At 67.2% G+C, this 17237-nt stretch carries 15 protein-coding genes and 1 tRNA gene; 4 read left to right on the top strand and 12 right to left on the bottom strand.

The features are described from left to right. Nucleotides 1-4: 4 nt before the first annotated feature. A complete protein-coding gene (locus AB0O71_RS09095; RefSeq protein WP_363744466.1) occupies nucleotides 5-1156 on the bottom strand; it encodes a hypothetical protein in 1152 nt (383 codons plus the stop codon). A gap of 269 nt (nucleotides 1157-1425) precedes the next feature. Further along, nucleotides 1426-1513 (bottom strand) — tRNA-Ser (locus AB0O71_RS09090). A gap of 234 nt (nucleotides 1514-1747) precedes the next feature. Between AB0O71_RS09090 and AB0O71_RS09085 the strand changes: the two genes are divergently transcribed. Continuing rightward, the gene (locus tag AB0O71_RS09085) at nucleotides 1748-2389 is read left to right on the top strand and encodes a CHAP domain-containing protein (protein WP_363744464.1); all 642 of its coding nucleotides are present in this window, start codon (nucleotides 1748-1750) and stop codon (nucleotides 2387-2389) included. Here AB0O71_RS09085 and AB0O71_RS09080 read toward each other — a convergent pair. From AB0O71_RS09080 to AB0O71_RS09040, 9 genes are all read right to left on the bottom strand, one after another. Continuing rightward, nucleotides 2386-3600: a glycosyltransferase gene (locus tag AB0O71_RS09080; RefSeq protein ID WP_363744462.1), complete on the bottom strand. Its 1215-nt coding sequence runs from the start codon at nucleotides 3598-3600 to the stop codon at nucleotides 2386-2388. The two genes, AB0O71_RS09085 and AB0O71_RS09080, sit on opposite strands and share 4 nt — an antisense overlap. Nucleotides 3601-3602: 2 nt before the next feature. Then, nucleotides 3603-4790 carry a glycosyltransferase gene (locus tag AB0O71_RS09075; RefSeq protein WP_363744460.1) on the bottom strand — a complete coding sequence of 396 codons (1188 nt, stop codon included), beginning with the start codon at nucleotides 4788-4790 and terminating at the stop codon, nucleotides 3603-3605. Nucleotides 4791-4884: 94 nt separating this feature from the next. After that, a complete protein-coding gene (locus tag AB0O71_RS09070) occupies nucleotides 4885-6144 on the bottom strand; it encodes an MFS transporter (RefSeq protein WP_363744458.1) in 1260 nt (419 codons plus the stop codon). 47 nt (nucleotides 6145-6191) lie between these two features. Next, nucleotides 6192-7367, bottom strand: coding sequence for a methyltransferase (locus AB0O71_RS09065; RefSeq protein ID WP_363744456.1), 1176 nt, complete (start codon nucleotides 7365-7367; stop codon nucleotides 6192-6194). Beyond that, nucleotides 7364-7786 (bottom strand): MerR family transcriptional regulator, encoded by a 423-nt coding sequence (locus tag AB0O71_RS09060; protein ID WP_363744454.1) that lies wholly within the window; start codon nucleotides 7784-7786, stop codon nucleotides 7364-7366. Before AB0O71_RS09060 ends, AB0O71_RS09065 begins: the two co-directional genes overlap by 4 nt. 89 nt (nucleotides 7787-7875) lie before the next feature. Then, nucleotides 7876-8832: a DnaJ C-terminal domain-containing protein gene (locus tag AB0O71_RS09055; RefSeq protein WP_363744452.1), complete on the bottom strand. Its 957-nt coding sequence runs from the start codon at nucleotides 8830-8832 to the stop codon at nucleotides 7876-7878. Beyond that, nucleotides 8825-9421 (bottom strand): nucleotide exchange factor GrpE, encoded by a 597-nt coding sequence (locus AB0O71_RS09050; protein ID WP_363744450.1) that lies wholly within the window; start codon nucleotides 9419-9421, stop codon nucleotides 8825-8827. Before AB0O71_RS09050 ends, AB0O71_RS09055 begins: the two co-directional genes overlap by 8 nt. 2 nt (nucleotides 9422-9423) lie before the next feature. After that, nucleotides 9424-11274, bottom strand: coding sequence for a molecular chaperone DnaK (gene dnaK / locus AB0O71_RS09045; RefSeq protein ID WP_363744448.1), 1851 nt, complete (start codon nucleotides 11272-11274; stop codon nucleotides 9424-9426). Between the two features lie 197 nt (nucleotides 11275-11471). Further along, entirely contained in the window at nucleotides 11472-11786 is a 315-nt protein-coding gene (locus AB0O71_RS09040; RefSeq protein WP_363744446.1) for a Dabb family protein, read from the bottom strand. Between the two features lie 166 nt (nucleotides 11787-11952). Between AB0O71_RS09040 and AB0O71_RS09035 the strand changes: the two genes are divergently transcribed. Beyond that, nucleotides 11953-13275, top strand: a complete 1323-nt coding sequence (locus AB0O71_RS09035) for an MFS transporter (protein WP_363744444.1) — start codon at nucleotides 11953-11955, stop codon at nucleotides 13273-13275. Nucleotides 13276-13322: 47 nt separating this feature from the next. Then, nucleotides 13323-14597 carry a DEAD/DEAH box helicase gene (locus tag AB0O71_RS09030; RefSeq protein WP_363744442.1) on the top strand — a complete coding sequence of 425 codons (1275 nt, stop codon included), beginning with the start codon at nucleotides 13323-13325 and terminating at the stop codon, nucleotides 14595-14597. Between the two features lie 5 nt (nucleotides 14598-14602). Here AB0O71_RS09030 and AB0O71_RS09025 read toward each other — a convergent pair whose 3' ends face one another. Then, the gene (locus AB0O71_RS09025; protein WP_363744440.1) at nucleotides 14603-15646 is read right to left on the bottom strand and encodes a biliverdin-producing heme oxygenase; all 1044 of its coding nucleotides are present in this window, start codon (nucleotides 15644-15646) and stop codon (nucleotides 14603-14605) included. A gap of 215 nt (nucleotides 15647-15861) precedes the next feature. Between AB0O71_RS09025 and AB0O71_RS09020 the strand changes: the two genes are divergently transcribed. Beyond that, entirely contained in the window at nucleotides 15862-17022 is a 1161-nt protein-coding gene (locus tag AB0O71_RS09020) for a serine hydrolase domain-containing protein (RefSeq protein WP_363744438.1), read from the top strand. Nucleotides 17023-17237: the final 215 nt, after the last annotated feature.

Genomic DNA, 17237 nt, shown 5'->3' with positions numbered 1-17237 from the left:
TCGACTACGTCGACCGGCCGAGGAACGATACGACGGTCCCGGTGACCCGCAGCACCTGGCCGATGATGACCAGCACGTCGAGAACCGCGATCACGCCCTCGAGCGTGCCGCCCAGAACTTCGACGTTGCGAGAGACATGTGCACCCCCGAGACGGTGGAGCTCCCGATGCCAACGCCGCTCCTGACGGAACAGAATGGCGTAGGGAAGTAACTTCTCGTCGAGGATGATGCGGTCGAGACCCGACTGCGCCGCAGGGTTCGCCGCGTGCGCCGCCGGAGCCAGGCCCATGATCCGCCCGGTGGGCGTCAACTCACCCGTGGGGCTGCGCAGTGCTCCCTCAGGAGACTGCAGAAAGCGGATCCGGTCTTGTTCTGCAAGCTTCATGTAATCACGCAAACCCGCAAGGTGCCGACGCCGTTCACGTCCTGCATCGGTGAACCACAGGAGCGGGGGCGGAGAGAGCGTGAGCACCCAGAACAGCGCTGCCATGGTGAGGAGAACGACGATCGCGCCGATCCATTCGCCGTCCACCAACGCGCCGAGAATCAGCAGGAGCCCGAAGGCGACCGTGACGAGAAACAGGAGCGACAGCATGACGAGATGAATGCTGACCGGCCGCTTGCGCGCAAGGCCCTCCGCGACGACACGATGACGCAACCCGTCCAAGAAGTTCTTGAGCGCGTGCCTGCGGTGCCTCCGAAACGAACCAGGGCCGCGCACGAAGACCACGTCGGGGGCGTCATCGACCTGGCCGACGACGACTCCGATCTCCGCAAGCGCACGTACGTATCTGCGCTGCTGGCGAGCACGCATGCGATGGGGACGCAGCGCGGCGAGAAGCTGCCATTCCTCGGCAGAGAACCGTGCCCCGTGCACGACTTCGATGGCCACGGGGCCGCGCGAACCGCGCGGGGTGAGTATACGAACCGAGCCGCGGACTGCGAGGTCGGTGACGACGGCAGTCAGGAGTCGGCGGTCGGCACGCACGAGGAGGCCGTGCGAGAGCAGGTCTCCCTCCGGTGGCACGTACTCGACGATCGGTGCGCGAGGGAGGCGGCGCGCGATCGGTCTCACGATCGCGACGACACCGAGGGCGAGCAGGACGAGCAGGATACCGAAACTCGCTACACCGAGGAATGCGCTGACGTCCATCATCCGTGTCAGGGTACCGGTCGCCGGAGCTTCAGCGGAGCAGCTCGCCCGCGCCAGCCGCTCCTCGCCCACCCGACCACTTGCCCACAACCGAAACGGTGCCAAAGTCTGGAGTGTCGCGAGATCGATTTGGCCCAGATATCGACCCCGATTCAACTGGTAGTGGGGCGCGGGCGGGAGCGCGAGGGTGACTTGAACTCGCGTGGGTGTTCGCGCGATGCGCACAAAAGCCCCCCGCCCGGAACCGAAGTCCAGGCGGAGGGCTTTGCACGTGGCGGAGGATGGGGGATTTGAACCCCCGAGGGCGTGAACCCAACACGCGTTCCAGGCGTGCGCCATAGGCCGCTAGGCGAATCCTCCTCACTGGCCGAAGCCAGCGGGCACCAGTCTAGCGGGTTCTCACGAGCACGCCGAACCGGGGCCCAGCAGACGATGTTGCGGTCGCCGTCGACGGCTGAATATCTGTCGAAAGAAACCTGAAGATGTACGGAACCTGACTCCCGAACTTGAAAGTAACGGAACGGTAACGCATACTAGGTGAGGCGCACGGGCCACCGCCCGGCGCTTTTTGTTGGAAAGTCCGGAGTTTATCGCGTGAATGTATCTGCCAAGGTGTTCGTAGTCGGCCTGGTTTCTTCCGTAACCTTTGCCGTCGGCGCAGCACCAGCGGTTGCCGATGTGCCGCTCGAGGATTACTCCTCGCCGGCCGCCGCCGTACAGCCCGTCACCACCGTCGCCCAGCAGCTCGACACCACGGCGGACCCGCTCGCCGGCGCTTCCATCGACTCGGTGCTGCAGGTCGAAGAAGAGGTCGCGACGGTTCCCCACGGCTACGACGTCGAAGCAGCGATCGAACTGGCGAAGAGCGAGATCGGCACCAGCCGCCCCACGGGCTGGAATGCTCCAGGCGAGTGCATCATGTCTGCGCAGCGCTGGGTCAAGGCGGGCGACGGCGCATGGACCGGCAGCGGCGATCCCGTCGCGAACTACGCGGGAGCGAACCGCGTCTCTCTCGCCGATGCCGAAGCCGGCGACATCATTCAGTACGAATACACGGCCTCCCCCACCTCGTGGGTGACCGGCGTGCACACGGTGCTCATCACCGAGGTGAACGACGACGGCACCTTCACCATCATCCAGTCGAACAGCCCCGGCGGTTCGGGTTTGGTCACCGAGGAGACGGACTGGACCCCGGCACCGCCCGAAGGCTTCACCGCCGCAGTCTGGCGCTTCTAGCCCGCGACGAGCACATGCTCGTACACGGAGACCATCTCTGCGGTGCGCGCCGACTGCAAGAAGCGCGTCGCCGCGGAGTCTTCCACGCGCAGGCGCCCAGCATCAGCTGCTGAGAGCTCCCCCGTGGCCTGCTGCAGCGTGTGAGCGAGCGCGACCACGCTCCCGTCGGCGACGACCCACTTCTGCGCCACATCGACATCGTCGGCGATCTCGGCGTCGGAGAAAATGGTCGGCGTGCCCAGCGCTGCCGCTTCGAACGGGGTGAGCCCCTGGGTCTCGAACCCGATGGAAGTCTGCACCAGGGCGTCTGCGTCGCGCAACGCGGCGAGCGCCGCCGCGTACGGCACCGGCCCGGCGACTGTTACCCGGTCGGTGAGACCGAGCGCGGCAATGCGCCCCTCGACGCGCGGCAGCAGCAGGCCGGCGCCGTGCAGCGTCACGTCGGCGTCGATACCCGACACCGCGATCGCCTCGATGAATTCGAGCACGCGCTTCTCGTGACTCATGCGGCCGAGCCACACGAGCTGAGGTCGGCGGCGCTCGGAACGCGCACGTTCGCGCGCGGCGGCGATCGCCTCATCATCGACCCCGTTCGGCGTGACGAGCACGGAGGAGCTCACGCCGTGCCGCCGCAGCGCCTCGGCGAAGTGCTGCGACGGCGCCGTCACTGCGGCGGCCTCGGCCGCGAGCTCCGCCAGGTAGCGCCATGCACCGCGCGACGAGCGGTCGACGTACCCGCGCGGGCTGCCGAGCACGAGCCGCCGCCACGCTCGCAGCCCGGCGAAGGCGAGCGGCGCGAGCGGCGTCACGGCCCGGGTGCCCTCATCGACGTGGTTGTGCATCGTGTGCACGATCGGCACCCGCAACCCCCGCGCGGCCCGCATGCCGATCATCGCGCCCCAGAAGTCTCCCTGCACATGCACGAGGTCGACCGGGGGTCGCTCGGCAAGGGCGCGAGCGAGTGCGCGATCACTGCGCCTGCCCGGCCACGTGATGCCGTACTCACGATCACGGGTGATCGGCCGAGACGGGAGGTCGATATACGCGTCGCGATCCTGAGCCGCCGTGTCGTACCCGCGACGATGCAGGGCTGGGGCCGCGACCGTGACCCGGTGACCGAGGCGCTCGAGCGCGCGACGCTGCATGCGGATCGCCACCTGCACCCCGCCGAGCGAATCGACGTGCTGGTCGGTGACGATGAGGATGTGCATGATCAGCGCGCGTCGACGTCGCCGCGGTACAGCTCTTCGAACGTGTCGAGTGTGCGGTCGATGTCGTGCACCGAGACGGCCTCGATCGAGGCCCGCTGCATACGCAGGCGTTCCTCTGGCGACTGCCGCAGCACTCGAGTGATGCGGCTCGCGAGCTCGCGATCGTTGCCGGGCTGGAAGAGGTAGCCGTTCTCGCCGTCGTGCACGAGGTGCGGCAGGGCCATGGCGTTGGCGGCGACAATGGGCAGGCCCGAGGCCATCGCCTCCATCGTCGCGATCGACTGCAGCTCGGCGATCGATGCGATCGTGAACACGCTCGCGCTGGTGAGGTGGCCCCGCAGCTCCTCGTCCGTGACGCGCCCGGTGAACTCGACGCGGTCGGCGATGCCCAGCTCGTCGGCGAGCTTCTCGAGATTCTTGCGCTGATCGCCGTCTCCGACGACGGTGAAGTGCACGTCGAGATCCGGGTCGAGTCTCGGAATCGCGCGCAGAATGACGTCGATCTCCTTCTCGAGCGTCACTCGCCCCACGAACACGAGCGTATGGGCGGTGCGCGGGGTCAGATCGGCGGTGTAGTCGGAGGCGCGGAGGCCGCAACTCACCGGGCGCACGCCGCGACGGTGCGTACTGCGTTCGAGGAAGTCGGCGGCTCGGCGCGTCGGCGTGGTGACGGCAGCTGCGAGCCGCAGCACGCGATCCGCAGCGTTCCAACCCCACCGAACGAAGATTCGCTTCGCCTTCTCGGGCAGCAGCGTGAAGTCGAGCACGTTCTCGGGCATGACGTGGTTGGTGGCGACGATGCGAATGCCGCGCTTGGCGCCCTCGATCGCCAGTGCCCGCCCAATGACGATGTGGGACTGGATGTGGATCACATCGGGCCGCACGCGGTCGAGCAGCTTGCGGGCGTAGCCGCGCGCGCGCCACGGCAGCACGAACCGCAGCCAGTCGTGCGGGTACCAGCGCCAGCTCGCCCACCGGTGCACGGTCATGCGTTCGCCCTCGATGGTCTCGACGTAGCTGCCGTGCTGGCTGTGCCGCTTCGCGGGTGCAACGACGTGCACGTCATGGCCCCGCTGCACCAGGCCCGCTGATAGGCGTTCGGCGAATCGTGCGGCTCCGTTCACATCGGGAGAGAAGGTGTCGCAGCCCTGCAGAATGCGCAGCGGCGCCTGGCGATCGGTGGTGCTCACGGTGCGCGGGAGTCCTTCGGTCGGAGATGGGGGCGGGTTCGCACGAACGGCGCGCGAAGCGACACCAGTCTACAAAGCGCGGCTTACAAACACGTCAGTTGCCGGATCGCGGCGGCCGCCGCCCGACGTGCGGCAGATAGCGCGGAATCCAGCGCCCGAACCCCACCGCCCCCGCGACGGCGAGCGCTCCGGCGGCAACACTGGCGAACGGCAGCGATACTACGGCGAGGCCCGAGATGGCGAGCGGCGCGACGGCCCCGCCGAGGTCGGTCAGTGTGCGCCACGCCGCGAGAAACGGAGCGGGCTGGTCGGCGGGTGCCAGGTCGGCGCCAAGCGTCATGTTGATGCCACTCGACAGGCCGTTCCCCAGGCCCACCACGATGGCGACGCCCAGCAACCAAGCGCCCGCGTCGGGCAGGTCGTGGGTGCCCGCGAGCACCAGGAATCCGGCCGCCATGACCACCATCGCGGGCAGACTCGCCCAGAGTCGCCCGAAGCGATCCATAATCTGGCCGCTCGTGTAGAAGAACAGGAAGTCGACGGTGCCCGAGATGCCGACGACGAGCGCAACCTGGGTCGCGTCGAGCCCGATCGACACGCCCCAGAGGGGCAGCAGCACGTCTTTGATGGAACGCATGCCAGAGAGGATCGCGGACGCGCCGCCGATGCGTAGCAGCGCCGTCCCGCCGTCGCGCACCGCCCCCATCACCCCAGGGCGCGCAGCGCGAACGCTCCGATCGGCGGCGGCCTGCTGCGCGCTGACGTTCGGCGCCGTCACCGTTCGCTCGGGATCTGGCGCCCACGCGACGAGCGCCGCGGCGAGCACGAGACACACCACGAACGCCCACACCGGCGATACCGGATCGCCGGTCGCGGCGACCATGGCGGCCGCAAGGAAGGGCCCGGCGAACCGCCCGAGCCGATTCGTGCCTCCGAGCAGCGATAGCGCCCGCGCGCGGAAGCGCAGTGGCACCCGGCTCGCCATGAACGCATGCCTGGCGAGTCCGAATGACGCTCCGGCACACCCGATCACCAGCACGGCCACACCGAGCAGGGCCGGCGTCGGCGCGAAGACCAGCCCGAGGCAGCCGATCAGCGCCACCCCGGCGGCGAGCAGCATCGCGACCCGCTCACCCGCCCGCGAGACCACCCAGCTCGCCGGCAGGTTGCCGAGGACCTGACCGACAACGGCAGCAGAGGCGATCACACCGGCCAATGCGATGCTCGCCCCCATGCCGACCGCGATCACCGCGACGAGCGGCAGGATCGCATACTCGCCCAGCGAGAAGAGCACCGACGGCCCGTAAATGCTCGGGGCCAGCCGCCAGAGAAACGCGGGTGCCGAATTCGTCATGTCGATCCCACAGTACTCCCGAGCCTTGGCCGGGCGGCGACCGGCCGTTAGGAGTCGCGGGATGCCGCGAGCACCGTGAATGCAGCGGTGCGCGCGAGCTGGCGCGCCGGCCCGATCTCTCGTTCGACCAGGGGTCGATACCTGAGATGGGAGTTGAAGACGAGCCGCAGCTCTCCCCCGGGTGCGAGAGCACGGCGGCAAGCGCGAATGAGCCGGTGACCCACGCCGGCGTGCACCGTGGCCCCCGTGTGGAACGGCGGGTTCAGCAGAATCAGGTCTGCCCAGCCGTCGCTCACCGTCTCGAGCGCGTCGGCACGCTCCACATCGATGCGATCCGCCACCCCAGCCGCCTGCGCCGTCAACCGTGTGGCGGCGACGGCGGCTGCCGACTGGTCGGTGGCGACGACGCGCGCATCGGGAAAGCGCCGCGCCGCAGAGACCGCGAGCACACCATTGCCGCAGCCGAGGTCGACGATCGTGCCCGGGCGCCGGCGCGTGTTCTCGAGGGTGCTGAGCAGCAGCCTGCTGCCGTGGTCGAGCACCGCGCCGCCGAACGTCGCTCCGAAAGCTGCCAGCGAGAAGTCGAGATCGCGATCGGCGCCCCATTTCGGGAACTCTGCCGGGGTGTCAGCTCGATCGAGCGGCGCCGCTGCGCGCAGCACGCGCGCCTTGCGCCACCCGAGACCCGCCGACACCTCGGCGAAATCGCGCCCGAGTACCTCGTTCATGCCTCGAGTCATGTGCTTCACGCGCCCGCCGGCGAACACCCGCACGTCTGGGTCGGCCCAGCGGGCGATGGCTTGCGACGCCTCTGCGAGCGCGTCGAGCCCGCGCGGCAGCTGCAGCAGCACGACGCGCGCACCCGTCAATAGCGCGGCGTCGAGCGGGTGATTCGTGTACCGATCTCCCAGCCGCAGGCGCTCGGCGTTCTGCGCGAGCGCGCGTTCGCCGAGAAGCGGGTCTTGGTGAGTCCGGATCCCGGTCGCTCCGAGCACCGTCGCAGCTCCGAGTGTGAGCGCCCCGTGACGGTCACCGATCACCACGAGGTCGCCAGGGGCGAGTGCATCGACGAACGGGCGCTCGGCGAGATCCTCTGCGGCAGAGCGCAGGATCAGTTGGTCAGCGGAATCGAACGCCTGGAGCTCGTCGGCATCGAAATCGGGATCGCGCGTGAGGTGCGCGAAGAGTGCGGTGAGCTGCTCATCGAGAGCGTCGGCGCTCACGGCTGCCACACGACGACCTCGGCGTTGCGGCGCATGCGCGTTCCGCGACGCAGCGTCACGACTTCGCCGCCCGCGGAACCCGCCGCGAAGACGCGGCGGTCGGGGCGCTGCAAGCGTTCTTCGGTCAGCGCGCGCTCCAGATCGCGCACGCGGCCTTCGAGCCGGCGCACCTGGTCCTCGAGTTCGAGCACGCGTCGGATGCCCTCGAGGCTGAGCCCTTCAGCCGACAGGCGCGCGACCTCGCGCAGGCGGGCGACATCGTGCAGCGAATAGCGACGCGTATTGCCCCGCGTACGCTGCGGAGACACCAGCCCGATGCGGTCGTACTGCCTGAGGGTCTGCGGATGCATCTCGGCGAGTTCGGCAGCCGCGGCGATGGCGAACACCGGCGTGTAACGATCCATCTGCGGATTCGCCATGATGCTGACCTGCTTTCATCGTGCTGGTCGAGGAGCGCGGCGCGAGGTGAACCCCTCACGCCGCGCTCCTCGTTCAATTCAGAGGAGATTCATCCCTTCGCGCGAGCCAGAAGATCGGCTCGCGGATTCTCCTGCGGTTCGACCGCGCGGAACGCTTCGAGCGCCTCCGTCGCCTCGGGCGACAGGTGCGACGGAACGACGATCTGCACTTCAGCGAGAAGGTCGCCCGTGCCCTTCGAACTCGACACCCCGCGCCCCTTGACGCGCAGTACCCGCCCGCTGGGCGTACCGGGCTGCACCTTGAGCTTCACCGGGGCGCCACCGAGCGTCGGCACTTCGACCGTCGCCCCGAGCGCCGCCTCGGAGAAGGTGACCGGCAGCTTGACCCGCAGGTTCTGGCCGTCTCGTTCGAAGACCGGGTGCTTGCGCACGCTCACCGTGAGAATGATGTCCCCGGCGGGCCCACCCGTCGGGCTCGGTTCGCCCTTGCCGCGCACCTTGATCTTCTGGCCGTCAGAGACTCCTGCGGGAATCTTGACCTTGACCGAGCCGGTCGAGGCCTGCAGCGTGACCGTCTTGCCCTGCACGGCGGTCTCGAAGTCGAGGGTGGTCGTCGCCTGGATGTCGCGCCCCGACTGCGGGCCCCGAGGCGCTCCCGCACCTCCGAACATGCCGCCGAAGATGTCCTCGAACCCCTGCGGTCCACCCGACTGGAAGTGGGTGTTGCGCCCGCCACCGCCGAACATCCCGCCGAACACGTCCTCGAAGCCCTGATTGCCGCCGCCGCCCGCGGTGAAGCGAGCCCCGCCGGCGCCCATGGCGCGAATCTGGTCGTACTCGGCACGCTGCTCCGCGTCGGAGAGCACCGAGTAGGCCTCGCTGATCTCCTTGAACTTCGCCTCGGCAACCGCATCGCCAGGATTGGAGTCCGGGTGATACTTGCGTGCGAGCTTGCGGTACGTCTTCTTGAGCTCCGCGTCTCCTACGTCTTTCGAGACGCCGAGGAGCTGGTAGAAGTCCTTATCGAGCCAATCCTGACTAGCCATCCGCTCCCACCGCCACCGCGACCTTGGCGGGGCGCAGTTCGACCTCGCCGATGCGATATCCGCGCTCGATGACGTCGAGCACCGTGTGCTGCTCGGTGCCGGGAACCGGTACCTGCGCAATGGCCTCGTGGATCTGCGGGTCGAATGCCTCGCCCGCTTCACCGAAGCTCTGCACCCCGATGCGCTCGAACGTTCCACGGATCTTCTGCGCGATCGTCGCGAACGGGGTGCCCTCGGCGAGGTCGCCGTGCTTCTCAGCGCGATCGAGATCGTCGAGTACCGTCAGCATCGGCGAGACCGCCGCCGCAATCGCCCGCTGCTTCTCGATCGCCGCATTCGCCTCCGTGCGCTTCCGGTAGTTGGCGTACTCCGCCGTCAACCTGCGCAGGTCGTCGAGATACGGGTTGTCGGCGTCCTCCGCCGGCGCGTCGGCATCTGCTGCGGCGTCGCTCTGCTCCGCTCCCAGAATGTCCTCGACCGTGAGGTCGGGCTGGGGCGAGGAGCCGGAGTCCTGCGACTCCGGCTCCTGAGCAGGAACCTCGTCAGCGTTCGGGTCTTCCCCGGGCGTGCGCTGTTCCTCGTTCGCCATGGTTACTTCTTCTCCTCGTCGTCTTCAACGACCTCGGCGTCCACCACGTCGTCGTCGTTCGACGATTCTTCAGCACCGCCCTCGGCGGGAGCCTCGGCCTGCGCTGCGGCGTAGATCGCCTCGCCGAGCTTCGTCTGGCTCTGACCGAGCTTCTCCGAAGCGTTCTTCACCGCTTCGTCGTCATCGCCGGCGAGCGCCTGCTTGAGCGCGTCGAGATCGCCCTGCACCTCGGTCTTGACGTCTTCGGGCAGCTTCTCGTCGTTCTCCGAGATGAGCTTCTCGACGGAGTAGGCGAGCTGCTCTGCATTGTTGCGCACCTCAGCCGCTTCGCGACGCTGCTTGTCTTCGGCAGCGTGCTCTTCGGCCTCGCGCACCATGCGCTCGATGTCTTCCTTCGAGAGCGTGGAACCACCGGAGATGGTGATCGTCTGCTCCTTGCCGGTGCCCTTGTCCTTCGCGGAGACCTGCACGATGCCGTTGGCGTCGATGTCGAAGGTCACCTCGACCTGGGGCACTCCGCGCGGTGCCGGCGCGATGCCGGTCAACTCGAACGTGCCGAGGTTCTTGTTGTCGCGGGTGAACTCGCGCTCGCCCTGGAAGACCTGGATGGCCACCGAGGGCTGGTTGTCTTCAGCGGTCGTGAACGTCTCGCTGCGCTTGGTCGGGATGGCGGTGTTGCGATCGATGAGCTTGGTCATGATCCCGCCCTTGGTCTCGATGCCGAGCGACAGGGGGGTCACGTCGATGAGCAGCACGTCCTTGCGCTCACCCTTCAGCACGCCGGCCTGCAGTGCGGCGCCGACGGCCACGACCTCGTCCGGGTTCACGCTCTTGTTCGGCTCCTTGCCGCCGGTGAGCGACTTCACGAGCTCGGTCACGGCCGGCATACGGGTCGATCCGCCGACGAGCACGACGTGCGCGATGTCTGCGACCTTGACGCCCGCCTCGGCGATGACGTCTTGGAAGGGCTTGCGGGTGCGCTCCAGCAGATCCTTGGTGAGCTCCTCGAACTTGGCGCGCGAGAGCGTCTCGTCGAGGTTCGCCGGGCCGTTCTCGGTGAGCGAGAGGTAGGGCAGCTGAATCTGGGTGCTCGTCGAATTCGAGAGCTCCTTCTTCGCCTGCTCCGCCGCTTCCTTCAGCCGCTGGAGGGCGATCTTGTCCTTCGCCACGTCGACGCCGGTCGACGACTTGAACTGCTGGATGAGCCACTGCACGACCCGCTGGTCCCAGTCGTCGCCGCCGAGACGGTTGTCGCCGGCCGTGGCGCGCACCTGGATGGTCGAGAAGTCGTCGTCCTTGCCCACCTCGAGCAGCGAGACGTCGAACGTGCCGCCACCGAGATCGAACACGAGGATGAGCTCATCCTCTTTGCCCTTGTCGAGGCCGTAGGCGAGCGCGGCAGCGGTCGGCTCGTTGATGATGCGGAGCACGTTCAGGCCCGCGATCTCGCCGGCCTCCTTCGTCGCCTGGCGCTCTGCGTCGTTGAAGTAGGCGGGAACGGTGATGACCGCGTCGGTCACCTTGTCGCCCAGGTACGTCTCAGCGTCGCGCTTCAGCTTCTGCAGCGTGCGCGCGCTGATCTCCTGCGCCGTGTAGCGCTTGCCGTCGATCTCATCGGTCTTCCAGTCGGTGCCCATGTGGCGCTTGACGGAAGACAGGGTGCGGTCGACGTTCGTGACGGCCTGGCGCTTCGCGGTCTCGCCGACGAGCACCTCCCCGTCCTTCGTGAATGCGACGATCGAGGGCGTCGTACGAAGGCCTTCGGCGTTCGCGATGACCGTGGGCTCTCCGCCCTCGAGGACGGAAACCACCGAGTTCGTGGTGCCGAGGTCGATGCCTACTGCGCGTGACATGTGTGCTCCTTCTGTCGATCGGATCGGTCAGGCGAGAGGCCTGCCCGGAGTCTGCACTCGCCATCGACGCTTCGCGAGCGAACGCGGGGCGCGTCGATGTTGAGCCTGTTGGACTCAAGTTTACTCGAGCGCCGACGAAGGTCAAGTCTGCGCACCAAAACTTGAGTCGATCTCACTCAACTCTCAGAGAGCGTTCCTCAGTGCGCCGCGGGGCTGAGGTACACGACGTAGTCGTACTCCTGGAACTCCGCGACTTCGACGGCCCATCGCGTGCGCACGAACTCCACGTGCGTGGGGTGATCGTTGTAGGCGCGGAAGGCGTGCTCATCGGCGAACACCATGGAGAACTGCCACTCGAGGCCGCTCTTCGGGCTCACCTGCCGGTGCACGGTGAAGGCCTGCACCCCCGGGATCTCGGCGAGGTCGCGAGCAGCCGATGTCAGAAACTCCTCCTCGTCAGGCGATCCGCTCCCATGGATAAGACGGAAGACGACAGTGTGCTGAACAGGCATAGCGGCTCCTCGGGTCGTGGTGCTGATGCGACAGCTCGAACCGCAAGCTCCGGCGGTTTCGGGGCGAGCCTAGTGCGCGTCCCTCCACGAACAGAGGGTTGCAGCGACATGAATGCCGCGGGATCCGCTCGTGCTACACCTCCCCGACCGAGATACGCTGAATTCCATGAGCGACCACGTGCTGCCGGCTCCCGTCCCATCGAGCCCAGCGGCCCCCGAATCCGTGCAGAAGCGAACCGTGTTCGCCTGGTCGCTGTGGGACTGGGGATCCGCCTCGTTCAACGCGGTCGTCACGACCTTCGTCTTCAGCGTCTACATCACGAGCGCACCGTTCGGCCCCGAGGAGCAGGTGTCGGCTGAGCTCGGGATCGCGTTGCTCGTCGCCGGCGTCGTCGTCGCCCTGTTCGCTCCGGTCATCGGACGACTCACCGATCAGGCGGGTCGACGCAAGACATGGCTCGGCATCAACACGGGCATCGTGGTGGCCTGCACCGTGCTGATGGTGTTCGTCGCTCCTGACGAGCAGTTGTTGATCTTCGGCCTGGTACTGCTGGCGATCGGCAATGTCGCGTTCGAGTTCGCGAGCGTCAGTTACAACGCGATGCTCGGCCAGATCGCCAACAACGGCAACGTCGGCAAGATCTCCGGCGTGGGTTGGGGCATGGGCTACCTGGGCGGAATCGTGCTGCTCGCGCTGATTCTCGTCGGTTTCATCTTCCCCGAGGTCGGCTGGTTCGGCGTTACCTCCGAGGGCGGCTGGAACGTGCGCATCGCCATGCTCCTCGCCGCGGTCTGGTTCGCCGTCTTCGCCATTCCCGTGTTCTTCGCGGTGCCCGAGATCCCCGCCGCAACGCACCCGAAGAACACGGGTCGCTGGTTCATCCAGGCCTACGCAGACGTGTTCCGCAGCGTCGCAGGCCTCTGGCGCGACGCCCGCCAGACCCTGCACTTCCTCGTCGCGAGCGCCGTGTTCCGCGACGGGCTGGCCGGCGTATTCACCTTCGGCGGCGTGATCGCCGCGCGCAGCTTCGGGTTCGACAACACGACGGTGATTCTCTTCGCCATCGCTGCGAACGTCGTCGCCGGGTTGGCGACGATCCTCGTCGGCTTCTTCGAGGATCGCCTCGGTGCGAAGCGGGTGATGGTCTGGTCGATCGTGCTCATGGTGATCTGCGCCCTGCTGGTCTTCGCGCTGCACGACGCGGGAACCTGGGTGTTCTGGATCTTCGGGCTCATGCTCTGCATTTTCGTCGGGCCGGTGCAATCGGCCAGCCGATCCTTCCTCGCCCGCCAGATTCCGCCCGGACGCGAAGGGGAGATCTTCGGCCTCTACGCGACCACCGGCCGCGCGGTCTCGTTCCTCGCCCCCGCCGGCTTCACGATCGCGATCGCCATCGGCGGTTCGACCATCTTCGGCATCATCGGCATCGGGGCCGTACTGCTCATCGGCCTACTCCTGCTGCTGCCCGTGCGCACGCGTCAGCAATAACGACCGCCGAGCGCACAGCCTCGCGTGCGGGGCAGTAGCCTGTTCTGGTGGCCCGTCCCGAACTTTCCGCCGAGCAGCTCGCCGTCTACGAACGCATCGAGCACACCCGAGAGCACCTGTTCATCACCGGTCGAGCCGGCACGGGCAAATCGACCATCCTGAACCACCTGTCGTGGAATACGAGCAAGATCATCGCCGTGTGCGCGCCGACCGGCGTCGCTGCGCTGAACGTCGGCGGGCAGACGATTCACTCGCTCCTCCGACTGCCGACGGGCATCATCGCCGATCACGAGCTGGATCAGCCGGCGGAGCTCAAGAAGATGCTCGCCGCGATCGACACCCTCGTCATCGACGAGATCTCGATGGTGTCGGCCGACCTGATGGACGCGATCGACCGTTCGCTGCGACTGGCGCGGGGCAAGAAACACGATCCGTTCGGGGGTGCGCAGATCATCATGTTCGGCGATCCCTACCAGCTGCCGCCCGTGCCGCCGCGCGACCCGCACGAGCGCGCCTACTTCGCCGACACCTACCGCTCGCTGTGGTTCTTCGACGCCAACGTGTGGGCGTCGACGCCGCTCTCGACCATCGAGTTGCTCGAAGTCCATCGCCAGCGCGACGATCGATTCAAGCAGATTCTCGCGGCCGTGCGGCACGGGGTCGTCACGGAGGATCAGGCGAACGAGCTGAACTCGGCTGGAGCTCGTCCCGCCCCCCGCGACGTGATCACCCTCGCGACGACGAACGCGACGGTGAATCGCCTCAACGCCCAGCGCCTCGCCGAGATCACGGGCTCATCGCTTCGCGCGGTGGCAGAGATCAACGGGGAGTTCCGCGAGAACACCTACCCGGCAGACGAGGTGCTCGAGCTGAAGCCGGAAGCGCAGGTGATGTTCCTGCGCAACGACCCCGATGGGCGCTGGGTCAATGGCACCATCGGCACCGTGTCCCGCGTCGACGGCACCGTGTGGGTCGAGGTGGGGCGCGAGGAGTTCGAGGTCGAACCGATGGTGTGGGAGCGGTACCGCTATCGCTACGATTCGGAGACGAAGAAACTCGAGAAAGAAGTGGTCGCCGAGTTCGAGCAGTTTCCGCTTCGCCTCGCCTGGGCCGTGACCGTGCACAAGTCGCAGGGCCACACCTACGACGCCGCCGTCGTCGATCTCGGGCCCAGAGCCTTCAGCGCCGGGCAGACGTACGTGGCGCTCAGCCGCGTGCGCTCCCTCGACGGGCTCTACCTGCAACGGCCGCTGCAGCCCCGCGACGTGATCGTCGACCCCAACGTCGTGCGGTTCATGCGCGGCAAGGAAGACACCGCGTAAGCAGGCTAGGCCGCCGCGAGCTTCGCCTGACCGAGGTCGCGGAAGACCGCGGTGTTGAACGCGTAAGCGGTGCGCACCTCGTCGAGCATGCGGGTGCGCTCAGCATCTTCGAGCTGGGCGCCGAGCACGTCGAGCGCCGCGCGGTACTGATTCTTGAACTCCGCGAGATCGCCCAGCTCGGTGAAGTCGTAGAAGGCGATGCCTGCGCTCGGCAGCTGATGCTGCTTCGCAACGCGCTTCGCGATGTACTGGCCACCCGACAGATCGCCCAGGTAGCGCGTGTAGTGGTGGGCGACCACTCCGGCGACCCACCCCTCCGCCGCAACCTCGCGCATGCGCGCCGCGTACTCGAGCGTTGCCGGCACCGCGACGATCTGATCGCGCCAGTCCGCGCCGACCAGGTGCTCGAGGTCGGCCTCGAGTGCGGGGAGACGCACGAGCGACGGCGTGTGGAAACCGGCGAAACCGGGGTCGCCTGCGACCTGATCCGCAGCAGCCTCGAGCGCCTCGTACATGAAGTAGTGCTGGGCGACGAGGTCGATGTAGTCCTGCAGCGAACCCTTGCCGCGCATGATGTCTTCCATGAACGTCGCGCCTTCGCTGTCGGAGTGATCCGACCACGAGCTCTCACGGATCACCACGGAGAAGGGGCGATCCCCCGCCGGCTCGACCGCATCGCCGTCGTGCTGCGCGCCGTGCTCATGCCCGGCGTGCGCGTGCTGCTGTCCCTGGTCATCCGGCTGCCCCTGGTGCTCGTCGCGCGCCGGCACCCCGAGCCTCGCGCACGCCGCCGTGTAGACCGCGACGACCTCGCGCCGGATCTCTGGGCGCTCGCTGATCGGGCCGCCCGGCCAGGCCACCGCGAGTTCGTGCTCCCCTGCGTCGTCCGTCACGCGCCAGTGCCCCGCGACTCCGGTCACGCCGACCATCGCGCTCGCCGTCGCCTCGGGATACCCGAAAGCACGTGCGATCAGGAGGTTGTCATCCGTATGGTCGCCGTTCATGTGCCCGGTCACACCCGAGATCACGTCATCCGAAAAATTCGTCACCACGTCAGTCTAGTAAGGCTTGCCTCACTTCGCCTCACCGCGCGGCAATCTTCTCAGTCGCACGCAGTAGACTCCCGGGTGTTCTGTGTCCAATTCACGTTCACGATTGGCGGTCGAATTTGATTCCGCGCTTTGCCCCCCGCACACGCCTCCTGGCCGTCGGGGCCGTCGTTGTCGCCGCCCTCGGCCTCACAGCCTGCACCGGCGGCGATTCGGTGACCAGTGCGGCCGACGTCAACACCGTCGACGCGGCCCTCGCGAGCAGCGTCGATGACGCGGTGACGAATGCGATGCAGCAGAGCCGCTCGACCGAGGCGGTCGTGGGCGTGTGGGGCAATGATGGAAGCGAATACTTGCGCGGATACGGCGACAGCGGTGTCGATGGGGCCACGCGCATCCGTGGTGCGCAGGCCACGCAGCCAGTGATGTGCGCGCTCATGCTCGATCTCGTGGATCAGGGGACCATCGATCTCGACGGCAAGGTCTCCGATGACCTCACGCGTCAGTCGGGCATCGAGGACGTGACGTACCGGCAGCTCTGCGAGATGCGATCCGGCATCGCCGACTACAAGGGAGCGTTCACCGACATCTTCGCGAACAATCCGACGCGGCCCTGGGCCGAACAAGAACTGCTCGCTCAGGGACTCTCCCGATCGCCTGAATCCTGGCCCGGGCTCGACTTCCATCAGTCCGATTCGAACACCGTGGTGCTCGCGCGGGCGCTCAAGGTGAAGACCGGTCTCGAGCTGCCCGACCTGCTGCAGGATCACGTTTACTCGAACGCGAACATGGGATCTTCGTACTTCCCCAATCTGAACAGCACCACGGTCACGGGCGACACCCTGCAAGGCCTCACCTTCGCGTCGAGCGGCGGCAAGGCCGTGTGCGACGCGGAGCCGGTCGAAGTATCCGAGGTCTCGCCGTCGATGCTGGCCGGAGCCGGTGCAACAATCACGACAGCGACCGACCTCAAGAACTTCTACGACAGCTATCTCGGTGGAACCTTCGGCGGCGAAAGTTCGGGCGTTGTCACCGAAACCTTCCCGACCAAGAACCCCGAGCGCGACGAGAACGGCGAACCCACCGAGGAGATCGCAGCGGAAGGCCGCCTGTGGAGTTTCGGAGTCGAGAAGGTCGGTCCCCTCTACGGCCGGAGCGGAGCGATCACAGGCACCCTCACTGCTGCGTACACGGATCCGGAAAGCGGCTTCTCCGTCGTCGTATCGTTGAACAATTCGTCGGCCGGAGCGGGCTTCGCGAAAGCGCTGGCCTTCCAGCTCGCATCGCTCGCGCAGGCGCAGGGCGTCGCACCGGAGCTCGGATGGAGCGCCGACGAGCAGACCGAAGCGCTCGCGGAAGCGGCCGTCTGCCAGTAGGGGCCTGTGCTGGCCACCCAGCCACTTTCTGCTACGGTTGACGAGTCGGAATCCTTGCGATTGCGTCTCGGGGATGTAGTTCAATGGTAGAACTTCAGCGTCTACCATTCTCGATCACACGTTGTCCACGAGCGTCATTCCTCGTTGGAAATACGCCAGATTTTGGCCCTCCTCAACCTCCCCCTAAGCCCCCGCCGTGTATCCATTTTGGATAC

Origin of the sequence: Leucobacter sp. NPDC077196 (genome assembly GCF_040687075.1) — a bacterium.
GTDB lineage: Bacteria > Actinomycetota > Actinomycetes > Actinomycetales > Microbacteriaceae > Leucobacter.
The sequence above is the reverse complement of the archived record's forward strand: the minus strand, read 5'-3'. Positions and strand labels throughout refer to the sequence as shown.

What these genes read in the sequence shown, in the direction of transcription:
- AB0O71_RS09095 (WP_363744466.1), bottom strand. Translation starts at nt 1,156, where the DNA reads ATGATGGACGTCAGCGCATTCCTCGGTGTAGCGAGTTTCGGTATCCTG.
- AB0O71_RS09080 (WP_363744462.1), bottom strand. Translation starts at nt 3,600, where the DNA reads ATGCACATCCTCATCGTCACCGACCAGCACGTCGATTCGCTCGGCGGG.
- AB0O71_RS09070 (WP_363744458.1), bottom strand. Translation starts at nt 6,144, where the DNA reads ATGACGAATTCGGCACCCGCGTTTCTCTGGCGGCTGGCCCCGAGCATT.
- AB0O71_RS09060 (WP_363744454.1), bottom strand. Translation starts at nt 7,786, where the DNA reads ATGGCGAATCCGCAGATGGATCGTTACACGCCGGTGTTCGCCATCGCC.
- AB0O71_RS09055 (WP_363744452.1), bottom strand. Translation starts at nt 8,832, where the DNA reads ATGGCTAGTCAGGATTGGCTCGATAAGGACTTCTACCAGCTCCTCGGC.
- AB0O71_RS09050 (WP_363744450.1), bottom strand. Translation starts at nt 9,421, where the DNA reads ATGGCGAACGAGGAACAGCGCACGCCCGGGGAAGACCCGAACGCTGAC.
- dnaK (WP_363744448.1), bottom strand. Translation starts at nt 11,274, where the DNA reads ATGTCACGCGCAGTAGGCATCGACCTCGGCACCACGAACTCGGTGGTT.
- AB0O71_RS09040 (WP_363744446.1), bottom strand. Translation starts at nt 11,786, where the DNA reads ATGCCTGTTCAGCACACTGTCGTCTTCCGTCTTATCCATGGGAGCGGA.
- AB0O71_RS09035 (WP_363744444.1), top strand. Translation starts at nt 11,953, where the DNA reads ATGAGCGACCACGTGCTGCCGGCTCCCGTCCCATCGAGCCCAGCGGCC.